We start from the raw sequence: 17,838 nt of genomic DNA on the forward strand, positions 1-17,838 counted from the left end.
CTTTTTTAATGGCGTTATAATTTCACCAATCTTGTATTATGCGAGAGAAAGCTGGCTCTCTATATCGAACATATGTAAGAACTGACTATCCAAATACACATTGATAGCCCCCTCTAGCGAACCATGCTCTGCTGGAGTTTCTATGATTATTTGTTCACCGCCCAGCTCCGCCTTAATCAGCATCGTTGCTCCGAGCAGCTCATGATCAATCAGCTTACACTTAGCTTCAATACCATGCCCAGCTTCCAGTTGGTGCTGATGTAAGTGTATATCGTTAGGGCGTACCCCAAGAGTGACCGCTTGACCATTAGTCACCTTGCCTAAAAACTTCGCAGGTAAATCAATTTTTTGATCGCTCAACGATAAAGTCCAGCCCTCTTGCTCTTGGTTAACCGTAGCGGGGATCATATTCATCGTAGGTGAACCAATAAAACTGGCCACAAACTTATTCGCTGGTTGAGTAAACACCTCGTAGGGCGTACCAATTTGGGCGGTAATACCTTTATTCATCACCACAATACGGTCAGCTAAGGTCATGGCTTCTACTTGGTCATGCGTTACGTATAAAGTAGTGACACCTAACTTATGGTGCATGTCTTTTATCTCAGCACGCATTTTTCCGCGAAGCTTAGCATCAAGGTTAGACAAGGGTTCATCAAATAGAAATAGTTTAGGTGTGCGCACCATGGCTCGCCCCATCGCTACCCGTTGACGTTGACCACCCGATAACTGCTTAGGTCGTCGATCTAAATAATCGGTTAATTGCAGCATTTCTGCCGCCCAGTCGACCGATTTTTTTATCTCAAGCTTATTTTTACCCTGCATTTTAAGACCAAAGGCAATATTTTCGTACACCGTCATATGGGGGTATAAAGCGTAGCTTTGGAACACCATCGCTAAATCACGATCTTTAGGGTCAACCGTATTAAGACACTTTTCCCCCATGGAGATGTCTCCCGAGGTGATCGTCTCTAAGCCCGCCACCATTCGCAGGATGGTAGATTTGCCACAACCCGAGGCGCCGAGCAATACCACAAATTCACCATCACCCATATCTAAGTTGAAACCTTTTACGATTTCAACTTTCCCGTAGCTCTTACGTAGATCTTTGAATGATAGTGAAGCCATGCTTATATCCCTTTACGTTGTTTTAAAAATTGTTGAAAGTACTTAGCACTTTGTTTAAATACTCGCTGCTGTGAAGCATAGTCAACATAGACTAAGCCAAATCGTTTATCGTAGCCGTAGGCCCATTCAAAGTTGTCCATTAAGCTCCAAGCAAAGTAACCGCGTAAATCAACGCCTTGCTCAATAGCCACCGCTACAGCATCTAAGTGGCGCTGGTAATAGTCACAACGTTGCTGATCAATCACTTCGCCATCTTGCAGGCTGTCGGCACTAGCCATGCCATTTTCAGTGATAAAAATGGGGGGTAAATCATAACGTTGATGCAGTTTAATCAATAAATGGCTAAATGCTTCTGGACACACTTCCCAGCCCATATCAGTTCGTTCAACACCCTCTAAGCGCACATGCTCAGGGCCGTGCTCTCCAGCTTTAATCACATGGCGGGTGTAATAGTTGATACCAAGAAAGTCGATGGGTGCCGCAATCAGTTCCAAATCACCAGGTAAAATGGTTGGCCACCATAACGGTTGCTGCTGGCGAATGGCTTCTGGGTATGTCGCTTCCATTAATGGTTGCAAAAACCAATGAATACCTTGCTGCTCATCAAAATCAGCGGCATCAATGTCGGCCTGGTTATTTGGATCTAAAGGATAGGCAGGAGCAAAATTAAGCACGATGCCATGGTCTGCCTTAGGCGCATTAGCGCGCATTTTTGGTAACGCTAAGCCGTGAGCAAGTAACAAATGGTGGGCAGCCTGAAAACCAAATTTGTCATCCTTCAAACCTGGAGCGTGATCCCCAAAACGGTAACCTAAAAAGGCGCTACATAGCGGCTCATTAAAGGTGGCATAACTGGTAACCTGATCACCTAAAGCTTTAGTCATTATGTCGGCAAACTCTGCGAATTTGTATGCGGTTTCACGGTTTAACCAGCCACCTCGGTCTTCTAAATACTGTGGAAGATCCCAATGGTAAAGCGTAACAAACGGTTTGATGCCCAGCTCATTTAGCTTAGTAATTAGGCGCTGATAGAACGCGATACCAGTACTGTTTACTTGCCCTTCTACTGGCATAATACGTGGCCATGCTATCGACAAACGATAAGCATCTACGCCAAGTTCTGCGATCATCTCTAAGTCTTGTTCCCAACGATGATAATGATCACACGCTATGCTGCCGTCATCACCATTAACCACTTTACCTGGAGTGGCGCAGAAACGGTCCCAAATGGATTCACAACGTTGATCCTCTTGGTTTGCTCCTTCGATCTGGAAAGCGGCGGTGGCAACGCCAAAGACAAAGTCTGAACGACGAAAAGGTGAAGACTCGGGAAAATCAAAAGACATAAAAACCTCGTAAACAAGATAACCACAGCTCAAAGAGGCGAGTTATCGCTGGAACATGAAAAGATACGGTGACTAGCAAGGCTAGTACTACTGACTAATTTTAGTCTTAGGCTCTTGGCTAAGCGCAGGACTAAAACAAGGCAAGGAATTAAATGATTAGGCAGATTGTCGATGCATATTTAATTCCTCACGGTTATTTAGATTAACTCTTGGGAGGAGCGGTAGATTCACGAACAACGAGAACAGGTTCTAGCTGAACCCCTTTCACTAGGTCGATATTAGACAAGTTTTGCAACACCATATTGGCAGCAATCGTCCCCATTTGTTCAATAGGAAAACGAATCGTAGTCATTTTGGGCCTAAGGTAACGCGAGTAAAACATATCATCGTAACCCACCACCGAGATACGCTCTGCGGGTGACTCATCGTCCAAAGACAACACATCGTAAACCCCAATCGCGATATTGTCGTTACCGCAAACCACGCCAGTAAAATCTACACCACGTTGAAACAATTTCGCGGCGGCTTTATTGCCACCATCTTCTTGATACAAACCTTCAACGATTAATTGCGGATCATATTCAATACCCGCTTCGCTAAGCGCGTTACGATAACCTTGTAAACGTTCACGTGCATCCAAATGCACTAAGGGGCCGGTAATCGATGCGATTTTGGTGTGGCCTAAATCAATTAAATGTTTGGTAGCCAAATAGCCACCCAGTTCGTTATTCAGATAAATACAGCGATTTGCTAGTTCAGGCACATAACGGTTAAGTACAAATATATTTTGGTCGCGCTGACACAACTCGATCAGCTCATCATCGCTCATTGCCTGAACCACTAGCAAGATAGCATCAACCCGACGAGACTTAAGGAAACGCACTGCGTCTCGCTCTTGATCGATATCATCATGCCCGCTGGTCGCAATTAAGTGTTGGCCTTCGTTGCGTAATACCGATTCAATACTTTCCATCATCGGCCCATAAAACGGACCCGACAAGGTACCCACTACGATACCAATACTGTATGAACGATTAGTCGCCAAAGCTTGAGCAAATGAATTAGGCTGGTAACCCAGTTTATCCATGGCGGCAACGACACGGTCTCGATTCTCAGTCGATACTTTGTTGTTGCCATTCATCACTCTGGAAACCGTGGCCTGAGAGACCCCAGCTAAATCAGAGACTTCCTTGATTGTCGCCATTTTTCATTCAGCCTTTTAATTATGTAAGCGCTCGCACAATCACAAAATAGGGAATTTATAAGTGAACCACAGGGTTTCGTGAAAGCGCTTTCTGACAATATGACTGATAAAAGTCATTACTGTCAATTACCATTGATACGTCCAAACGGGTTCTGTGAGGCGCCGCAAAGTTTACTTTAATCAATGAAACTTAAACCTTTAACCAAAAAGTCATTGGCCCATCATTCACCAGTGAAACTTGCATGTCAGCGCCAAACGACCCCGTCTGAGTTTCTAGGCCTCGTTCTTTACAGGCATCAACATAAAACTGATACAAATGCTCTGCTTGCTCTGGCGTGGCCGCTTTAGAAAAGCCAGGCCGTAATCCCTTGTCGGTTTCAGCCACCAAAGTAAATTGTGAAACCACTAATAAGCTTCCACCTGCCTGCTGCACATTGAGGTTGGTTTTACCTTGTTCATCGCTAAACACTCGATACTTGATGACCTTTTCACACAACTTAATCGCTTTTTGGTAATCATCCGCTTGTTCAACACCTAGCAAGACTAACAAACCTGATTCAATGTTCGCGGTGGTTTCACCGCCGATGCTAACACTTGCTTGTTTTACCCGTTGTATTAAAGCAATCATTATTTCTCCTCGAACTCTGTGATTAGGGGGGGATGCTCTGACTCAAACTCGCCTAAAGCGGCGGTAATCTCAGCCCCAATCAATACCACTATCCAACTCAAATAAACCCACACAAACAAAATTGGAATACTGGCTAATGCCCCATAAATGACTTGGTAAGAAGGAAAAGAGGAGACATAAAAAGCAAACCCTCGCTTACACAGCTCAAATAATAAGGCAGCGACCACCGCCCCCGCTAAGCCATGTAAGAATCGAATTGATTTGTTAGGCACCAGTAAGTAAAGAATACAAAATGCGCCAATAGAGAACATCAGCGGAACAACGCGCAGTAATTGATTCCAAATACCCAGCAAGGTTTCATCGGAAAACACTTGGATTGAGAATATATAGGAGCTGAGCGCTAAACTCCCTCCCATCAATAAAGGCCCAAGCGTTAAAATCATCCAATAAATGGGAAACGCACCGTGCCAGCGTCGAGAGATCTTGACCCGCCAAATCATGTTTATGCTTTTATCGATTGCCGATATTAGCATCAGAGCCACCACCGCTAAGGCACCAATCCCCACGGCAGTCATCCGCGATGCATTTTCCACAAACCCGCGTAAGCTTTGTTTAACGACTTCTCCTGATGCTGGCACAAAGTTGTTAAAGACAAAATCTTCGATCAATGTTTGAAAACCAGAAAACACTGGAAACGCACTAATAATAGAAAAAGTGACCGCCACTAAAGGTACCAGTGACAATAAACTGACATAAGCAAGCGACCCAGCAATCATGGTGAGTTTATCTTGCTTCATTCTTGAAAAGAGAAAATAACTAAAAGATTTAGCCAATGCTAAACCCGACTGCCATTTACTGATTTGTAGTAAGGCATTCATGATTTTTATTACTCCCTAATAAATAATCACTTAACAGCTAACTACGGTAATTATTCAGCTACCGCATTACAACAATTAATCAGTATTTATCGCTAAATTAAACAGAACAAAAGCTGACGTTTTTTTGAACTGAATCACATTAAGTGGTAGACTCCCGCCCCATTTCTTTTCGTTCTTTAATGGATTCATAGAACCATGTTTGAATTTCCAAAATTTCGCGGAGCCACGGTTAAAAATGACCTGCTCTCTGGTTTAACTGTAGCACTAGCCCTAGTTCCAGAGGCCGTTGCTTTCGCTTTTGTGGCAGGCGTAGAACCATTGGTGGGCTTATATGCAGCCTTCATGGTTGGACTCATTACTGCTGTCATAGGCGGCCGCCCAGGTATGATTTCTGGCGCAACCGGTGCCCTAGCGGTAGTGATGGTAGCGCTTGTGGCAGACCATGGTGTTGAGTACCTGTTTGCCACGGTAGTGTTGATGGGTATCCTGCAAGTATTGGCCGGGGTATTCCACCTTGGTAAGTTTATTCGAATGGTGCCACACCCGGTAATGCTGGGTTTTGTAAATGGCTTAGCCATCGTTATTTTCTTAGCCCAACTTAGTCAATTTCAAATACCAAATGCCTTTGGCGAAATGGAGTGGATGCAAGGTAGCCAGTTATGGATCATGTTAGGTCTAGTCGCGGCAACCATGGGAACGATTCACTTTCTTCCTAAGCTCACCAATGCTGTACCGGCTTCATTGGTAGCGATTGTAGGAGTCACCTTAGCGGTGCATCTGCTCGGTTTAGACACCCGTACCGTGGTTGATTTTGTACGCAGTATGACCGGTGATGTAAATGCCACTATTGCTGGTGGCTTACCAGCGTTCTCTATTCCTAGCGTTCCATTCAACCTTGAGACACTGCAAATTATCTTCCCTTATGCGCTAGTACTAGCGGCGATTGGCTTAATTGAATCGCTACTAACCTTGACGGTAGTGGATGAAATGACCGGCACGCGCGGCCACGGCAACAAAGAATGTATAGGCCAAGGTGTTGCCAACGTAACGACCGGATTTTTTGGTGGTATGGGTGGCTGTGCCATGATTGGTCAAAGTATGATCAACATTCGCTCTGGTGGGCGTGGACGTCTCTCAGGCATTACCGCTGCTTTGGCACTATTAGGCTTCATTTTATTTGGTTCTTCCTTGATTGAAATGATCCCATTAGCTGCCTTAGTCGGTGTGATGTTTATGGTGGTGTTAGGTACCTTCGAATGGGCCAGTCTACGGATGATTAACAAGGTGCCTAAAGCTGACTTCTTTGTGATTGTATTGGTATCGGTTGTCACAGTATTTACTGACCTCGCGGTAGCGGTAGTTATCGGTGTGATTGTCTCAGCCTTAGTATTTGCTTGGCAGCATGCAAAACACATTTATGTCACCACAACGAGTGTCGATGAAGACCACAAAGTGTATGAGCTTGATGGGCCATTATTTTTTGGTTCAGCAGCCAACTTCTTAGACTTATTTAACCCAGCGAACGATCCAAAAGACGTAGTGATAGACTTTGCTAAATCTAGAGTCAGTGATCACTCTGCTATTGAGGCCATTGATACCCTCGCAGAGCGTTATGAAAAAGCAGGTAAAACGCTACACCTTAAGCACCTGAGCTCAGAGTGTCGTAAGCTTCTCAGTAAGGCTGGCAGTGTAGTGGAAGTCAACTTAATCGAAGATCCCAACTACAAGGTTGCTACAGACACCTTAGATAACTAAGGGCAATTAACTCACCAACTTGTTATCGATAGCCGCTATCCTAATCACTTTAGGATAGCGGCTTTTTTGTAAGCATAAGCTGGCATGTTAGGTTAAGCTTTAATTTTGCACTGATGGTGAGCGAAGGTGATAGACCTATTGTTCGTGAATGTCGGTTTTATTTTATACGTATTGCTTATCTTTGCGGTGGCATTACAAGTGGTACTTAGGCGCCGCCCAGTGGGTGTTACACTCACCTGGCTACTGTTGATTTTCACTCTTCCTCTATTCGGTATTATTTGTTATCAGCTATTCGGCGAACGCTACCTCGGACGATTTAGGGTGAAACGCGCCCGCTTAATGGAAATAAAGTATAAGCAAAGCATCGGCCAATTTAACCGCTCACCTCATGTTGTCAAAGAAGCCTGTTCACGCCAAGCAAAACCCCTAAACAATTTGACTCATCGCTTATTAGGCCTACCTATTTTGGGGGGCAATCAACTTAGAAATTTTGACAACTCCTTAGCTGCACTCAGTGCAATAAGCCAAGATATAGAAGCAGCTACCTCAACCATTTATATGGAGTTTTACATTGTACATCTAGGAGGTTTAGTCAACCCTCTACTAGAAGCATTAGCACAAGCTGCACAACGCGGCGTAAGTGTTTACTTACTCGCTGATTCAGTAGGCTCTAGACAATTTTTGAAATCCACTATGCGTCAACAGCTTGAGGAGGCGGGGGTACAGATCATAGAAGCTTTACACGCCAATCCTGTGCGGATGCTATTTCAGCGTATCGACCTGCGATTACACCGTAAAATAGCGGCCTTTGATCAAAGTGTGGCTTATACCGGCTCAATGAATTTGGTTGACCCAAGATTTTTTAATCAACAAAGTGGAGTTGGCCAATGGGTTGACCTAATGCTGAGAGTCGAAGGCCCAGCGGCAATAAACCTTCAAGCGGTCGTGGCTTACGACATAGAGATGGAAAATGGCCTCCCCCTAATTGAACAGTTAGATTTTAAAAAAAACATACCCAATATTGGCCAACAGACGATGCAAATCATGCCGTCGGGGCCAGGCATTTTTGGTGACCATGTGATTGAGCTTTTAATCACATCGCTCTATGTCGCGCAACAGCAAATCATTCTTACTAGCCCCTATTTTGTGCCAGACGAAAGCTTACAAATGGCACTGGTGACAGCCGCTAATCGAGGGATAGAAGTGAACCTTATCTTACCCGCCAGAAATGACTCGTTTTTAGTTCGCTACGCGAGTCACTCTTTTTATCAGCAACTGCTCGATGCTGGAGTAAAGATCTACAGATTTAATGGTGGTTTACTACATACCAAAAGTTTACTCATTGATCAGCGGGTGGCATTAGTGGGCACCGTTAACTTAGACATGCGCAGCCTGTGGCTCAACTTTGAAGTAACCTCAATCATTGACGATAAAGATTACGCCGAAGATTTATACCGTATTATTCAACGCTACCTACAACAAAGCACCAAAATAGATGCTATAGCGTGGCGCAAACGGCCTATCTACCGACGCCTAATGGAAAACATCATTCATATATTTAGCCCTTTGTTATGACTAACTCATCAAGCGCATAGCCGACTGGCCAATTCTTCTTTCTTACTTACACTTAATGTCATTTTTACCCGCTCAATATCGAGGCTGAGGTATCAGCGCCCGTCAACCCAATAATGTTGCTTACTTTACTCTATATGAGCTTATTCAAGCTGTATCTATTAAGTTTATGACCAAGGCTTTCAAAGCCAATAAGCAGAACCACCGCACAGTTTAATCAAACAAAACTCTAAAAAAGGTGACTAAAAAGACAATACCCCCTTTAATTGGCAAACTTATAAATAGTGAGTAAGCGATAGCATCGCCTAGTCGTTTAAGGGATTAATCTAGGTTTTAATGTGAGCAATCAAACCATTAGCAGCGCAGCGCCACCAATACTGCGCACCATCGTGCCGGAAATTAAGCAACAAGCACAGCAAGGTCAAGGCGAAGAATTGGCTCAACGTTACCAACGCTATTTTCAAGCCGGCTTGGCAACCAGCGAGCGTGAAATACAGCGCATATATCAATTGCGCCATAGGGTATATTGCGAAGAATTTCATTTTGAGCCGAGCAATACTTCAAAAATGGAAACCGATCAATACGATAGTCATTCTCAATATTGCCATGTGCAGCACTTAAATAGTGGCTTAGATGCCGGTTGTCTGAGACTAATCAGCCCTAGCAGCACGCAATCCCTACCGCTGTTAGACGCATGTGGTTTAGCAATAAATCACCCCCAACTTCATCCCAATAATTTTTCGCCAGATAGTATTTGTGAGGTGTCTAGAGTCGCCTTAGATAGCCGTTTTCGTCGTCGTAAAATTGATAATGGTGGTGGCGCAAACCCGGTAGGGATCGGCATTAACCCATTTAGCGAGAAAGAACTAAGAACCTTTCCTTATATCAGCATGAGCCTTTACCTCGCGGCTTCGGTTGTCGCTCAACAAAGCGGTATTAAACATGCTTACCTAATGGTTGAACCTCGCTTGGCACGCAGTTTATCCCTACTAGGTATTAAAATGACTCGCATCAGCCCAAACATCGATTACCACGGAATTCGCGCTGCTTATCACGTCACTATAGAGCATTTCCAACAGCAGCTGCCCGTGCTTTTTCAACCCTTGTTGACCCTAATTGAACACAGTTTTAAACCAAACGTAGCTTTTCGTTTTGAGCAAACAAACGATACCAGCGCGCTTAGCGAGGCTATTTAAAGCAAAAAGGCAGCCTAAGCTGCCTTTTTTAACATCAACCTTTAAACGCTAACTTATGGTGCCTTTGGTGGGCGACCAGCACGTTTACGTTCGTTTTCTGTTAGCAAACGCTTACGAATACGGATGCTTTCTGGCGTTACTTCAACTAACTCATCATCATCAATAAACTCTAAAGCTTGCTCTAGGGTTAATACGATAGGTGGCGTTAGCGTTTGTGCTTCATCAGTACCAGAAGAACGTACGTTAGTCAGCTGCTTACCTTTCAAACAGTTTACGGTTAAGTCATTTTCGCGAGTGTGAATACCCACAATCTGACCTTCGTATACTTCATCCGCGTGCTTAGCAAACAGGCGACCGCGGTCTTGTAAGTTAAATAAAGAGTAAGTCAGTGCTTTACCGGTAGCATTTGAAATCAATACGCCGTTTTGACGCTGACCAATAGTACCGCCTTTGTGTGGGCCGTAACATTCGAAGGTGTGGTAAATCAAACCAGAACCAGAAGTCAGTGTCATAAATTCTGTTTGGAAGCCCATTAAGCCACGGCTTGGCATTAGGAAGTCCATGCGTACACGGCCTTTACCATCTGGTGCCATATCAGTAAGGTCACCCTTACGTAGGCCCATTTGCTCCATAACACTACCCTGATGCGCTTCTTCAACATCAATGGTGACTGTTTCATAGGGTTCTTCTAACTTACCATCTACTGTGCGAAGAATTACTTCTGGGCGAGATACAGCAAGCTCAAAGCCTTCACGACGCATGTTTTCGATAAGGATACCTAGGTGAAGCTCACCACGGCCAGATACGCGGAATTTATCCGGATCGTCCATTTCTTCAACACGTAATGCAACGTTGTGCACCATTTCTTTCTGTAAACGCTCTAGAATATTTCGCGAGGTAACAAATTTACCTTCTTTACCTGCAAACGGAGAGTTGTTTACTTGGAAAGTCATGTTAACGGTAGGTTCGTCAACGCTTAACGGTTTTAACGCTTCAACGTTATTAGTATCACACACGGTGTCTGAGATTTTTAATTCACCTAAACCAGTAATAGCGATAATGTTACCGGCTTCCGCTTTTTGCGTTTCTTGGCGCTCTAGACCTAAATAACTTAATACTAAGCCAATTTTACCGTTACGTTTCTTACCGTCAGCACCTACCACAGTAACCTGTTGGTTTGGTACAACACTACCACGAGTAATACGGCCTACACCGATAACACCAACGTAAGAGTTGTAATCAAGCTGTGAAATTTGCATTTGGAAATCACCGCTTGGATCCGCAGCAGGGGGAGCAACGTTATCAACAATCGCTTGGAATAGTGGTTCCATATTGTCTGAAGGATTGTCTAAATCCATGGTCGCCCAACCATTGATGGCTGATGCATAGACCACTTTAAAGTCTAGCTGGTCATCGGTCGCGCCAAGGTTATCAAACAAATCAAAAACTTGATCCATAACCCAGTCAGGACGAGCGCCAGGCTTGTCGATTTTATTGATAACCAAAATTGGCTTAAGGCCTTGCGCAAATGCTTTTTGAGTTACAAAGCGAGTTTGCGGCATTGGACCTTCTTGCGCATCAACCAACAGCAACACAGAGTCTGCCATAGACATTACGCGTTCAACTTCACCGCCAAAGTCGGCGTGTCCAGGAGTATCAACGATGTTGATGTGGTAATCGTGCCACTCGATCGCAGTATTCTTTGCAAGAATAGTAATACCACGTTCTTTTTCAATATCGTTAGAGTCCATGACTCGCTCTTCAGCATCGCCACGGGTGGTTAACGTTCCTGATTGCTGCAATAGTTTGTCTACCAGGGTGGTTTTCCCGTGGTCGACGTGAGCAATAATGGCGATGTTTCTTAACTTATCTAGCACGGCGTTTAGCCCTTTATATAATGAGGTAAAATCAAAAAGTGGGCTATTGTACATATAAACGACAAATTCTCATAGTTTTAAGTTGATCACGGTTTTTCCTCTGCGTATTTAAGGTATGATGTTCACTGCCAAAACTACTTGCACCAAAACGGACAAGATTAGCACCATAAGGGTGCAATCAATTGCACCATATTGACGCTAACGCCCATTGTAACCATAAGTTTCAATAGCTTATGCATTGGCACAGTTTTCGCTAGATGCAACACAGCAGTGATAAATTCGCAATTATTACAATTCAAATCGATTGAACCATCAATTTTGATGACACCGGAGGTTAAAAACATGTCTGCAGAAGTTTTAGCTTTGCTTAAAGAGCAAGAGGTTAAATTTGTTGACTTACGCTTTACCGATACTAAAGGTAAAGAACAACACGTATCTATCCCATCTCACCAGGTTGACGAAGATTTCTTCACCGACGGCAAGATGTTCGATGGTTCTTCTATTTCTGGCTGGAAAGGCATTAACGAATCAGACATGGTATTGATGCCTGATCCTGCTACTGCTGTTTTAGACCCGTTCACAGAAGAAAATACTCTAAACATTCGCTGTGACATTTTAGAGCCTGCAACAATGCAAGGTTACGACCGTGACCCTCGCTCGGTTGCTAAGCGCGCTGAAGAATACATGCGTTCGACAGGTATTGCAGACGCTGCTTACTTTGGTCCTGAGCCTGAGTTCTTCTTGTTTGACGATGTTAAATACAAAACTGACATGTCAGGTTCTATGTACAAAATTGATGCGGATGAAGCATCTTGGAACTCAGACAAGCACTTTGAAGATGGCAACACCGGTCACCGCCCAGGCGTTAAAGGTGGTTACTTCCCAGTAGCGCCAGTTGATTCTTCACAAGATCTACGTTCAGCAATGTGTTTAGTACTTGAAGAAATGGGTCAAACTGTTGAAGCGCATCACCACGAAGTGGCGACTGCTGGCCAAAACGAAATTGCAACGCTTTTCAACTCTATTGTTGAAAAAGCTGATGAAACTCAAGTGCTTAAGTATGTTGTTCACAACGTAGCTCACGCTTACGGAAAAACAGCAACCTTCATGCCTAAGCCAGTTGTTGGTGATAACGGTAGTGGTATGCACGTTCACCAATCAATTTGGAAAGACGGCGAAAACTTGTTTGCTGGTGACCTATATGGTGGCCTATCTGAAACTGCATTGTTCTACATTGGCGGTATCATCAAACACGCGAAAGCGATTAACGCTTTTGCTAACGCATCGACTAACTCGTACAAGCGTTTAGTACCAGGCTTCGAAGCACCCGTTATGCTAGCTTACTCAGCGCGTAACCGTTCTGCGTCTATTCGTATTCCTGTAGTACCTTCGCCTAAAGCACGTCGTATCGAAGTACGTTTCCCTGACCCAACAGCAAACCCATACTTAGCATTCTCTGCAATGTTGATGGCTGGCCTTGACGGGATCAAAAACAAAACTCATCCTGGCGACGCTATGGATAAAGATTTGTACGACCTACCTGCAGAAGAAGCAGCAGCAATTCCACAAGTGGCAACTTCACTTGAAAATGCACTAGCTTGCCTAGATGCTGACCGTGAATTCTTAACGGCTGGCGGCGTATTCAGCGATGATTACATTGATTCTTACATCGCATTGAAATCTGCTGACGTTGAACGCATTAACATGACAACTCACCCAGTTGAGTTCGAATTGTACTACAGCGTATAAACAAAACGTTACACGGCATATAAAACCCGCTTTAAAGCGGGTTTTTTTATTGCTTTTCAATGAGTTTTTGCCCATTTTAAGTAAGTAGAATGGAGGAACAAAAATGAGCAAGTGGTTTGCAATCTTTTTAATGGCTGGTTTAGGACTTATAAATGCTCACGCGGCCAATACGGTATATCAATGGGTAGACAAAGATGGGGTGACTCATTTCTCTGATCGCCCTCAAACAGGAGCCAAAGAATTAAAAGTCGATGTCGCTCCACCCGCAACAAATGGGCCCTTGGTAACACCACGCGCGCCGCTGAAAAAAGCGGAAAAGCCGATTAAATACCAAGTGAGTATTACCAGCCCCAGTCATGAGCAAACAATTCGTGATAATGAAGGGAAAATATCCATTAGTGCCAGCGCCAATCCGGTGCCACTAAACGGAATGGGCTACAAATTGGTGCTAGACGGCGTGCCTCAAGGACAAATCACCAATGTGGGTTATTTCCAACTCACCAATATCGATCGTGGTGCACATTCCATTCAAGTGCAGCTTGTTGATAGTTCAGGCAAGAAACTTGCATCATCTAATCCAATAACCGTATTTCTGCACCGTGCTAATGCAAATGGCGCTGCAGCTGGAGGATAAGTTGTTTCTCTCTGCTGCATAAGGGTAAACTCAGTGCAGAAGCACCGTATTGGTGCAACCTTTTCAGGAGAGAGTGGTGTTAGAGATTTCAGGGCTCGAACGTTTAGTGCTAGAAAACCAAGTAACCGCCATTGTATTACTTGATGCTGGCCTCAAGATTCAATACGTCAATGCAACAGCAGAGCAACTGTTGGGGCAAAGCGCTAAACGTTTAATTGATGAACCATTAGCATTTCAAGTGAAACATAGCTCTTTAGATTTAAGTAAATTAGACAGCGTATGCAGCTCGGGTCAAAGCTTTACCGACAATGAAGTCACCTTAGTATTCGATAGTCATCACGTACTTGTAGAGCTATCCGCTACTCGAATTCAACATGAGCGCAGCTACTTATTAATGTTAGAAATGCGCGCCATCGGTCAACAGAAGAAAATATCCCAAGAACTTTACCAGCATGCCCAGCAGCAGGCCGCCAAAGAATTAGTTCGTGGCTTAGCCCACGAGATAAAGAATCCCTTAGGGGGCTTACGCGGCGCGGCGCAGCTATTAGAAAAAGAATTGGTTAACCCAGAGCTGAAAGAGTTCACCGGTATCATTATTGAACAAGCCGACCGTCTAAGAAAGCTAGTAGATCGTTTATTGGGTCCACAACGGCCAGGCTTACATGAAATGCATAACGTACATTCGGTGCTAGAGAAGGTTCGCCAATTAGTAAACTTAGATTTACCCAAAGGTATCGTGGTTGAACGGGACTACGACCCCAGCATTCCCGATTTTGAAATGGACCACGAGCAACTATTACAAGCTTTCCTTAATATTGTACAAAATGCGACACAAGCCTTGGCCAGTAAAGGGGGAAGAATAGACATCATTACCCGTACCGCCCATCAAGCGACTATCGCAGGCCAACGTTTCAGGTTAGCAGCAGAAATAAAAATAATAGATAACGGACCAGGAATTCCCACTGAGCTATTAGACACGCTATTTTACCCCATGGTTACTGGCCGCGAAGGGGGTACCGGTCTAGGTTTATCGATCGCTCAAAATTTAATAAATCAGCATAAAGGCAAGATAGAATGCGCCAGTTGGCCGGGTCATACCGAGTTCACCATTCATCTTCCATTAAGACGTTAAGGATGTATTAACATGGCAGCAACAGTATGGGTCGTCGATGACGATAGTTCTATTCGGTGGGTGCTAGAAAAAGCCTTAAAAACAGCAAATTATGATTGCCTAAGTTTTGCCGATGGTGAAATGATGCTACAGCAATTGGATTATGAGCAGCCAGATGTGGTGATATCAGACATTCGTATGCCTGGCATGGATGGCTTAACTCTACTAGAAAAAATTCAAGCCCATCACCCTGATATGCCGGTAATTATTATGACCGCCCATTCAGATCTAGACTCAGCGGTAAACGCCTACCAACGCGGCGCTTTTGAATACCTACCCAAACCCTTCGACATTGACGAAGCAGTCGCCTTAACCGAACGCGCCGTGGCCGTGTCTCGCGAACAAAAAGGCAATAAGGGTAATAATAAGCCTAGCTCACCGGCCCCCGAAATTATTGGCGAAGCGCCTGCGATGCAGGAAGTTTTCCGCGCCATTGGTCGCTTGTCTCGCTCGAGTATTTCGGTGCTAATTAACGGTCAATCGGGTACCGGTAAAGAGTTAGTGGCACATGCACTACACAAACATAGCCCACGCGCTAGCGGCAGCTTTATTGCGCTCAATATGGCGGCCATTCCCAAAGATCTGATCGAATCAGAACTATTCGGTCATGAAAAAGGGGCGTTTACTGGGGCGAATAACATCCGTCATGGTCGTTTCGAGCAAGCCAACGGCGGCACCTTATTCTTAGACGAAATCGGCGATATGCCTTTAGACATTCAAACCCGCTTATTACGGGTCTTAGCTGACGGGCAATTTTATCGAGTAGGGGGGCATTCACCAGTACAAGTTGATGTAAGAATCATTGCCGCGACTCACCAGAATCTTGAGAAAAAGGTCGCCGAAGGTGATTTTCGCGAAGACTTATTTCACCGCCTAAATGTAATTCGCATTCATCTTCCGTCACTATGTGAACGCCGAGAAGATATTCCAGCGCTAGCCAATCACTTTTTAAGCCAAGCGGCCAAAGAACTAAATGTAGAAAGTAAGTTACTGCACAAAGATACCCAGCGTTTCATGATGCAATTAGCTTGGCCTGGTAATGTTCGGCAGTTAGAAAACGTTTGTCGTTGGCTAACGGTGATGGCAAGTGGTCAGGAAGTACTGCCTAATGACTTGCCGCCAGAACTTAGCAAGCCCGTCACCACCGAGCAAGAAGACAGCGCTGAAGGGAACTGGCGCTCGCTATTAAAAAGCTGGGTGTCACAGCAACTGGTATCGGGTCAAATTGATATTCTAGGTGAAGCTATGCCCGACTTTGAACGAATCATGCTTACAACCGCATTGGAACACACTCACGGTCATAAACAAGAAGCTGCACGTTTACTAGGATGGGGTCGCAACACGCTGACACGTAAGCTAAAAGAGTTAGACGTAGAGGCTTAACTCGGCGGCTCGGTAACAAAAAAGGAGAATATTCATTCTCCTTTTTTATTTGCTTGCTGAAAGTCGCTCGCTTAGCTCTCTACCAGCGGTGCACTCTTATAACGACAACTTTTTTGCGGACACACTTCTCGCTTACCGGCTGCCGTTTTCTTCAGTACCAGTAATTTCCAACCGCAATCGGGGCAAGGTTTAGCGACCGGTTGGTCATTCACCGCATAGGAACATTTAGGATAAGCATTACAAGCGTAAAAGGTTTTACCAAAACGTGACTGACGCGAAGCCAGCAAGCCTTTATTACACGACGGACAACTTATCTCAGGTGCGCTTCCAGCCTGTGGTTGGGCTGACTCAATGTGTTGGCAACTCGGAAAGCCACTACAACCAATAAACATCCCATAGCGACCTTGGCGCAGCATAAGCTCCTTACCGCATTCAGGGCATGTGGTGCCTGGCAATACTTTATCTAGCGAGTGATCCTGCTGATGCAGGGCACGACTATAATCGCAGCTTGGATACTGGCTACACCCTAAAAAAGGGCCTGACTTACTGTTCCGGTGCTGCAACTCGCCACCACATTTAGGGCAAACGTCATATTCTTTTTCTAAAGCATGTTCGTGAGCAGAAAATAGCTTAGGATCTATCTTTGACATGGTAACACCTCATTCAACTGAGCTAAGCATAACAAAATCGACGCTTAACACGCATTGATTAGATACCAGTAGATGGCAATTAAAAAAACTAAAGATGTGGGGGAAAATCGAATGGCAGTCTATTTTACAAACACTACGCTTTAGCTACACCGCCATTAGGCGGTGTAACCACAAATAAAGCTCTAGACCTTTTTAGTGTAAGGGCCCGTCACCTAAATCAAATAACAGCTCTTCCATTTGCTGATAAGCCGACTCACTACCGGGAACATTAAATAGCACCATTAAAATGATCCATTTTAAATCTTCCAACTCGAGTTCTGGCCCATCTAGCTCCATTATTCGATCAATTACCATTTCGCGAGTTTCTGCATTTAACACTTTCATTTGCTCTAAAAACAATAGAAAGCCACGACAAGATACATCCAGTTTGGCAATTTCTGGCGCCGTGTAAATGCGCAAAGACGGAATTTCAGAAGGGTTTAAGTAGGGTTGCTTATCACTATCTTGTAGCGCAGCAAGTTGCTCTAACCAATCTAAAGCCTTATAAATTTCTTCTTTATGAAATCCAGCACGGCTAAGCTCTTCTGTTAGCTCATCGTGATCCATCAATAGCTCTACATCACTATGAATGTAGGTTTCAAATAGATACATGAGGATATCAAACATA

General features: G+C 44.4%; 15 protein-coding genes. 7 read left to right on the forward strand and 8 right to left on the reverse strand.

All coding sequences use genetic code 11. From position 1 onward, the window contains the following. Positions 1 to 36 precede the first annotated feature (36 nt). The 5 genes from ACVFI8_RS08760 to ACVFI8_RS08780 all read right to left on the reverse strand — a co-directional run bounded on the left by ACVFI8_RS08760 (position 37) and on the right by ACVFI8_RS08780 (position 5,184). Complete coding sequence (locus ACVFI8_RS08760; RefSeq protein ID WP_248713850.1) at positions 37 to 1,128, reverse strand: ABC transporter ATP-binding protein; 1,092 nt, start codon at positions 1,126 to 1,128, stop codon at positions 37 to 39. A 2-nt stretch (positions 1,129 to 1,130) separates the two neighbouring features. Further along, a complete protein-coding gene (locus ACVFI8_RS08765) occupies positions 1,131 to 2,474 on the reverse strand; it encodes a GH1 family beta-glucosidase (RefSeq protein ID WP_457873619.1) in 1,344 nt (447 codons plus the stop codon). Positions 2,475 to 2,676: 202 nt separating this feature from the next. Further along, the gene (locus tag ACVFI8_RS08770; RefSeq protein ID WP_248713848.1) at positions 2,677 to 3,678 is read right to left on the reverse strand and encodes a LacI family DNA-binding transcriptional regulator; all 1,002 of its coding nucleotides are present in this window, start codon (positions 3,676 to 3,678) and stop codon (positions 2,677 to 2,679) included. Between the two features lie 190 nt (positions 3,679 to 3,868). Further along, positions 3,869 to 4,306, reverse strand: a complete 438-nt coding sequence (gene dtd / locus ACVFI8_RS08775; protein WP_248713847.1) for a D-aminoacyl-tRNA deacylase — start codon at positions 4,304 to 4,306, stop codon at positions 3,869 to 3,871. Continuing rightward, a complete protein-coding gene (locus tag ACVFI8_RS08780; protein ID WP_457873620.1) occupies positions 4,306 to 5,184 on the reverse strand; it encodes a virulence factor BrkB family protein in 879 nt (292 codons plus the stop codon). The genes dtd and ACVFI8_RS08780 overlap by 1 nt, the downstream gene beginning before the upstream one ends. Positions 5,185 to 5,379: 195 nt before the next feature. Here ACVFI8_RS08780 and ACVFI8_RS08785 point away from each other — a divergent pair, with 195 nt between their 5' ends. From ACVFI8_RS08785 to ACVFI8_RS08795, 3 genes are all read left to right on the forward strand, one after another. Beyond that, a complete protein-coding gene (locus tag ACVFI8_RS08785; RefSeq protein ID WP_248713845.1) occupies positions 5,380 to 6,939 on the forward strand; it encodes a SulP family inorganic anion transporter in 1,560 nt (519 codons plus the stop codon). Positions 6,940 to 7,065: 126 nt separating this feature from the next. Beyond that, positions 7,066 to 8,514 carry a cardiolipin synthase gene (gene cls, locus ACVFI8_RS08790; protein WP_248713844.1) on the forward strand — a complete coding sequence of 483 codons (1,449 nt, stop codon included), beginning with the start codon at positions 7,066 to 7,068 and terminating at the stop codon, positions 8,512 to 8,514. A gap of 335 nt (positions 8,515 to 8,849) precedes the next feature. After that, positions 8,850 to 9,707 (forward strand): PEP-CTERM/exosortase system-associated acyltransferase, encoded by an 858-nt coding sequence (locus ACVFI8_RS08795; protein WP_248713843.1) that lies wholly within the window; start codon positions 8,850 to 8,852, stop codon positions 9,705 to 9,707. A 53-nt stretch (positions 9,708 to 9,760) separates the two neighbouring features. Here ACVFI8_RS08795 and typA read toward each other — a convergent pair whose 3' ends face one another. Beyond that, positions 9,761 to 11,584 (reverse strand): translational GTPase TypA, encoded by a 1,824-nt coding sequence (typA, locus tag ACVFI8_RS08800; RefSeq protein WP_248713842.1) that lies wholly within the window; start codon positions 11,582 to 11,584, stop codon positions 9,761 to 9,763. A gap of 342 nt (positions 11,585 to 11,926) precedes the next feature. On the opposite strand from typA, the gene glnA reads away from it, so the two are divergent. The 4 genes from glnA (at position 11,927) to glnG (ending at position 16,521) form a co-directional block, all read left to right on the forward strand. After that, positions 11,927 to 13,333, forward strand: a complete 1,407-nt coding sequence (gene glnA / locus ACVFI8_RS08805; protein ID WP_248713841.1) for a glutamate--ammonia ligase — start codon at positions 11,927 to 11,929, stop codon at positions 13,331 to 13,333. 103 nt (positions 13,334 to 13,436) lie between these two features. Beyond that, on the forward strand, positions 13,437 to 13,967 hold the full coding sequence (locus ACVFI8_RS08810) for a DUF4124 domain-containing protein (protein ID WP_457873621.1): 531 nt from the start codon (positions 13,437 to 13,439) through the stop codon (positions 13,965 to 13,967). Positions 13,968 to 14,043: 76 nt separating this feature from the next. Further along, positions 14,044 to 15,099 (forward strand): nitrogen regulation protein NR(II), encoded by a 1,056-nt coding sequence (glnL, locus tag ACVFI8_RS08815; RefSeq protein WP_248713839.1) that lies wholly within the window; start codon positions 14,044 to 14,046, stop codon positions 15,097 to 15,099. A 12-nt stretch (positions 15,100 to 15,111) separates the two neighbouring features. Next, a complete protein-coding gene (gene glnG, locus ACVFI8_RS08820; protein WP_305883146.1) occupies positions 15,112 to 16,521 on the forward strand; it encodes a nitrogen regulation protein NR(I) in 1,410 nt (469 codons plus the stop codon). 71 nt (positions 16,522 to 16,592) lie between these two features. Here glnG and ACVFI8_RS08825 read toward each other — a convergent pair whose 3' ends face one another. Both ACVFI8_RS08825 and ACVFI8_RS08830 read right to left on the reverse strand, forming a co-directional pair. After that, positions 16,593 to 17,171: a DNA topoisomerase family protein gene (locus ACVFI8_RS08825; protein WP_457873622.1), complete on the reverse strand. Its 579-nt coding sequence runs from the start codon at positions 17,169 to 17,171 to the stop codon at positions 16,593 to 16,595. A 192-nt stretch (positions 17,172 to 17,363) separates the two neighbouring features. Continuing rightward, positions 17,364 to 17,837 carry a DUF494 family protein gene (locus ACVFI8_RS08830; RefSeq protein WP_248713837.1) on the reverse strand — a complete coding sequence of 158 codons (474 nt, stop codon included), beginning with the start codon at positions 17,835 to 17,837 and terminating at the stop codon, positions 17,364 to 17,366. Position 17,838 lies beyond the last annotated feature (1 nt).

Source organism: Agarivorans sp. MS3-6 (assembly GCF_054112545.1).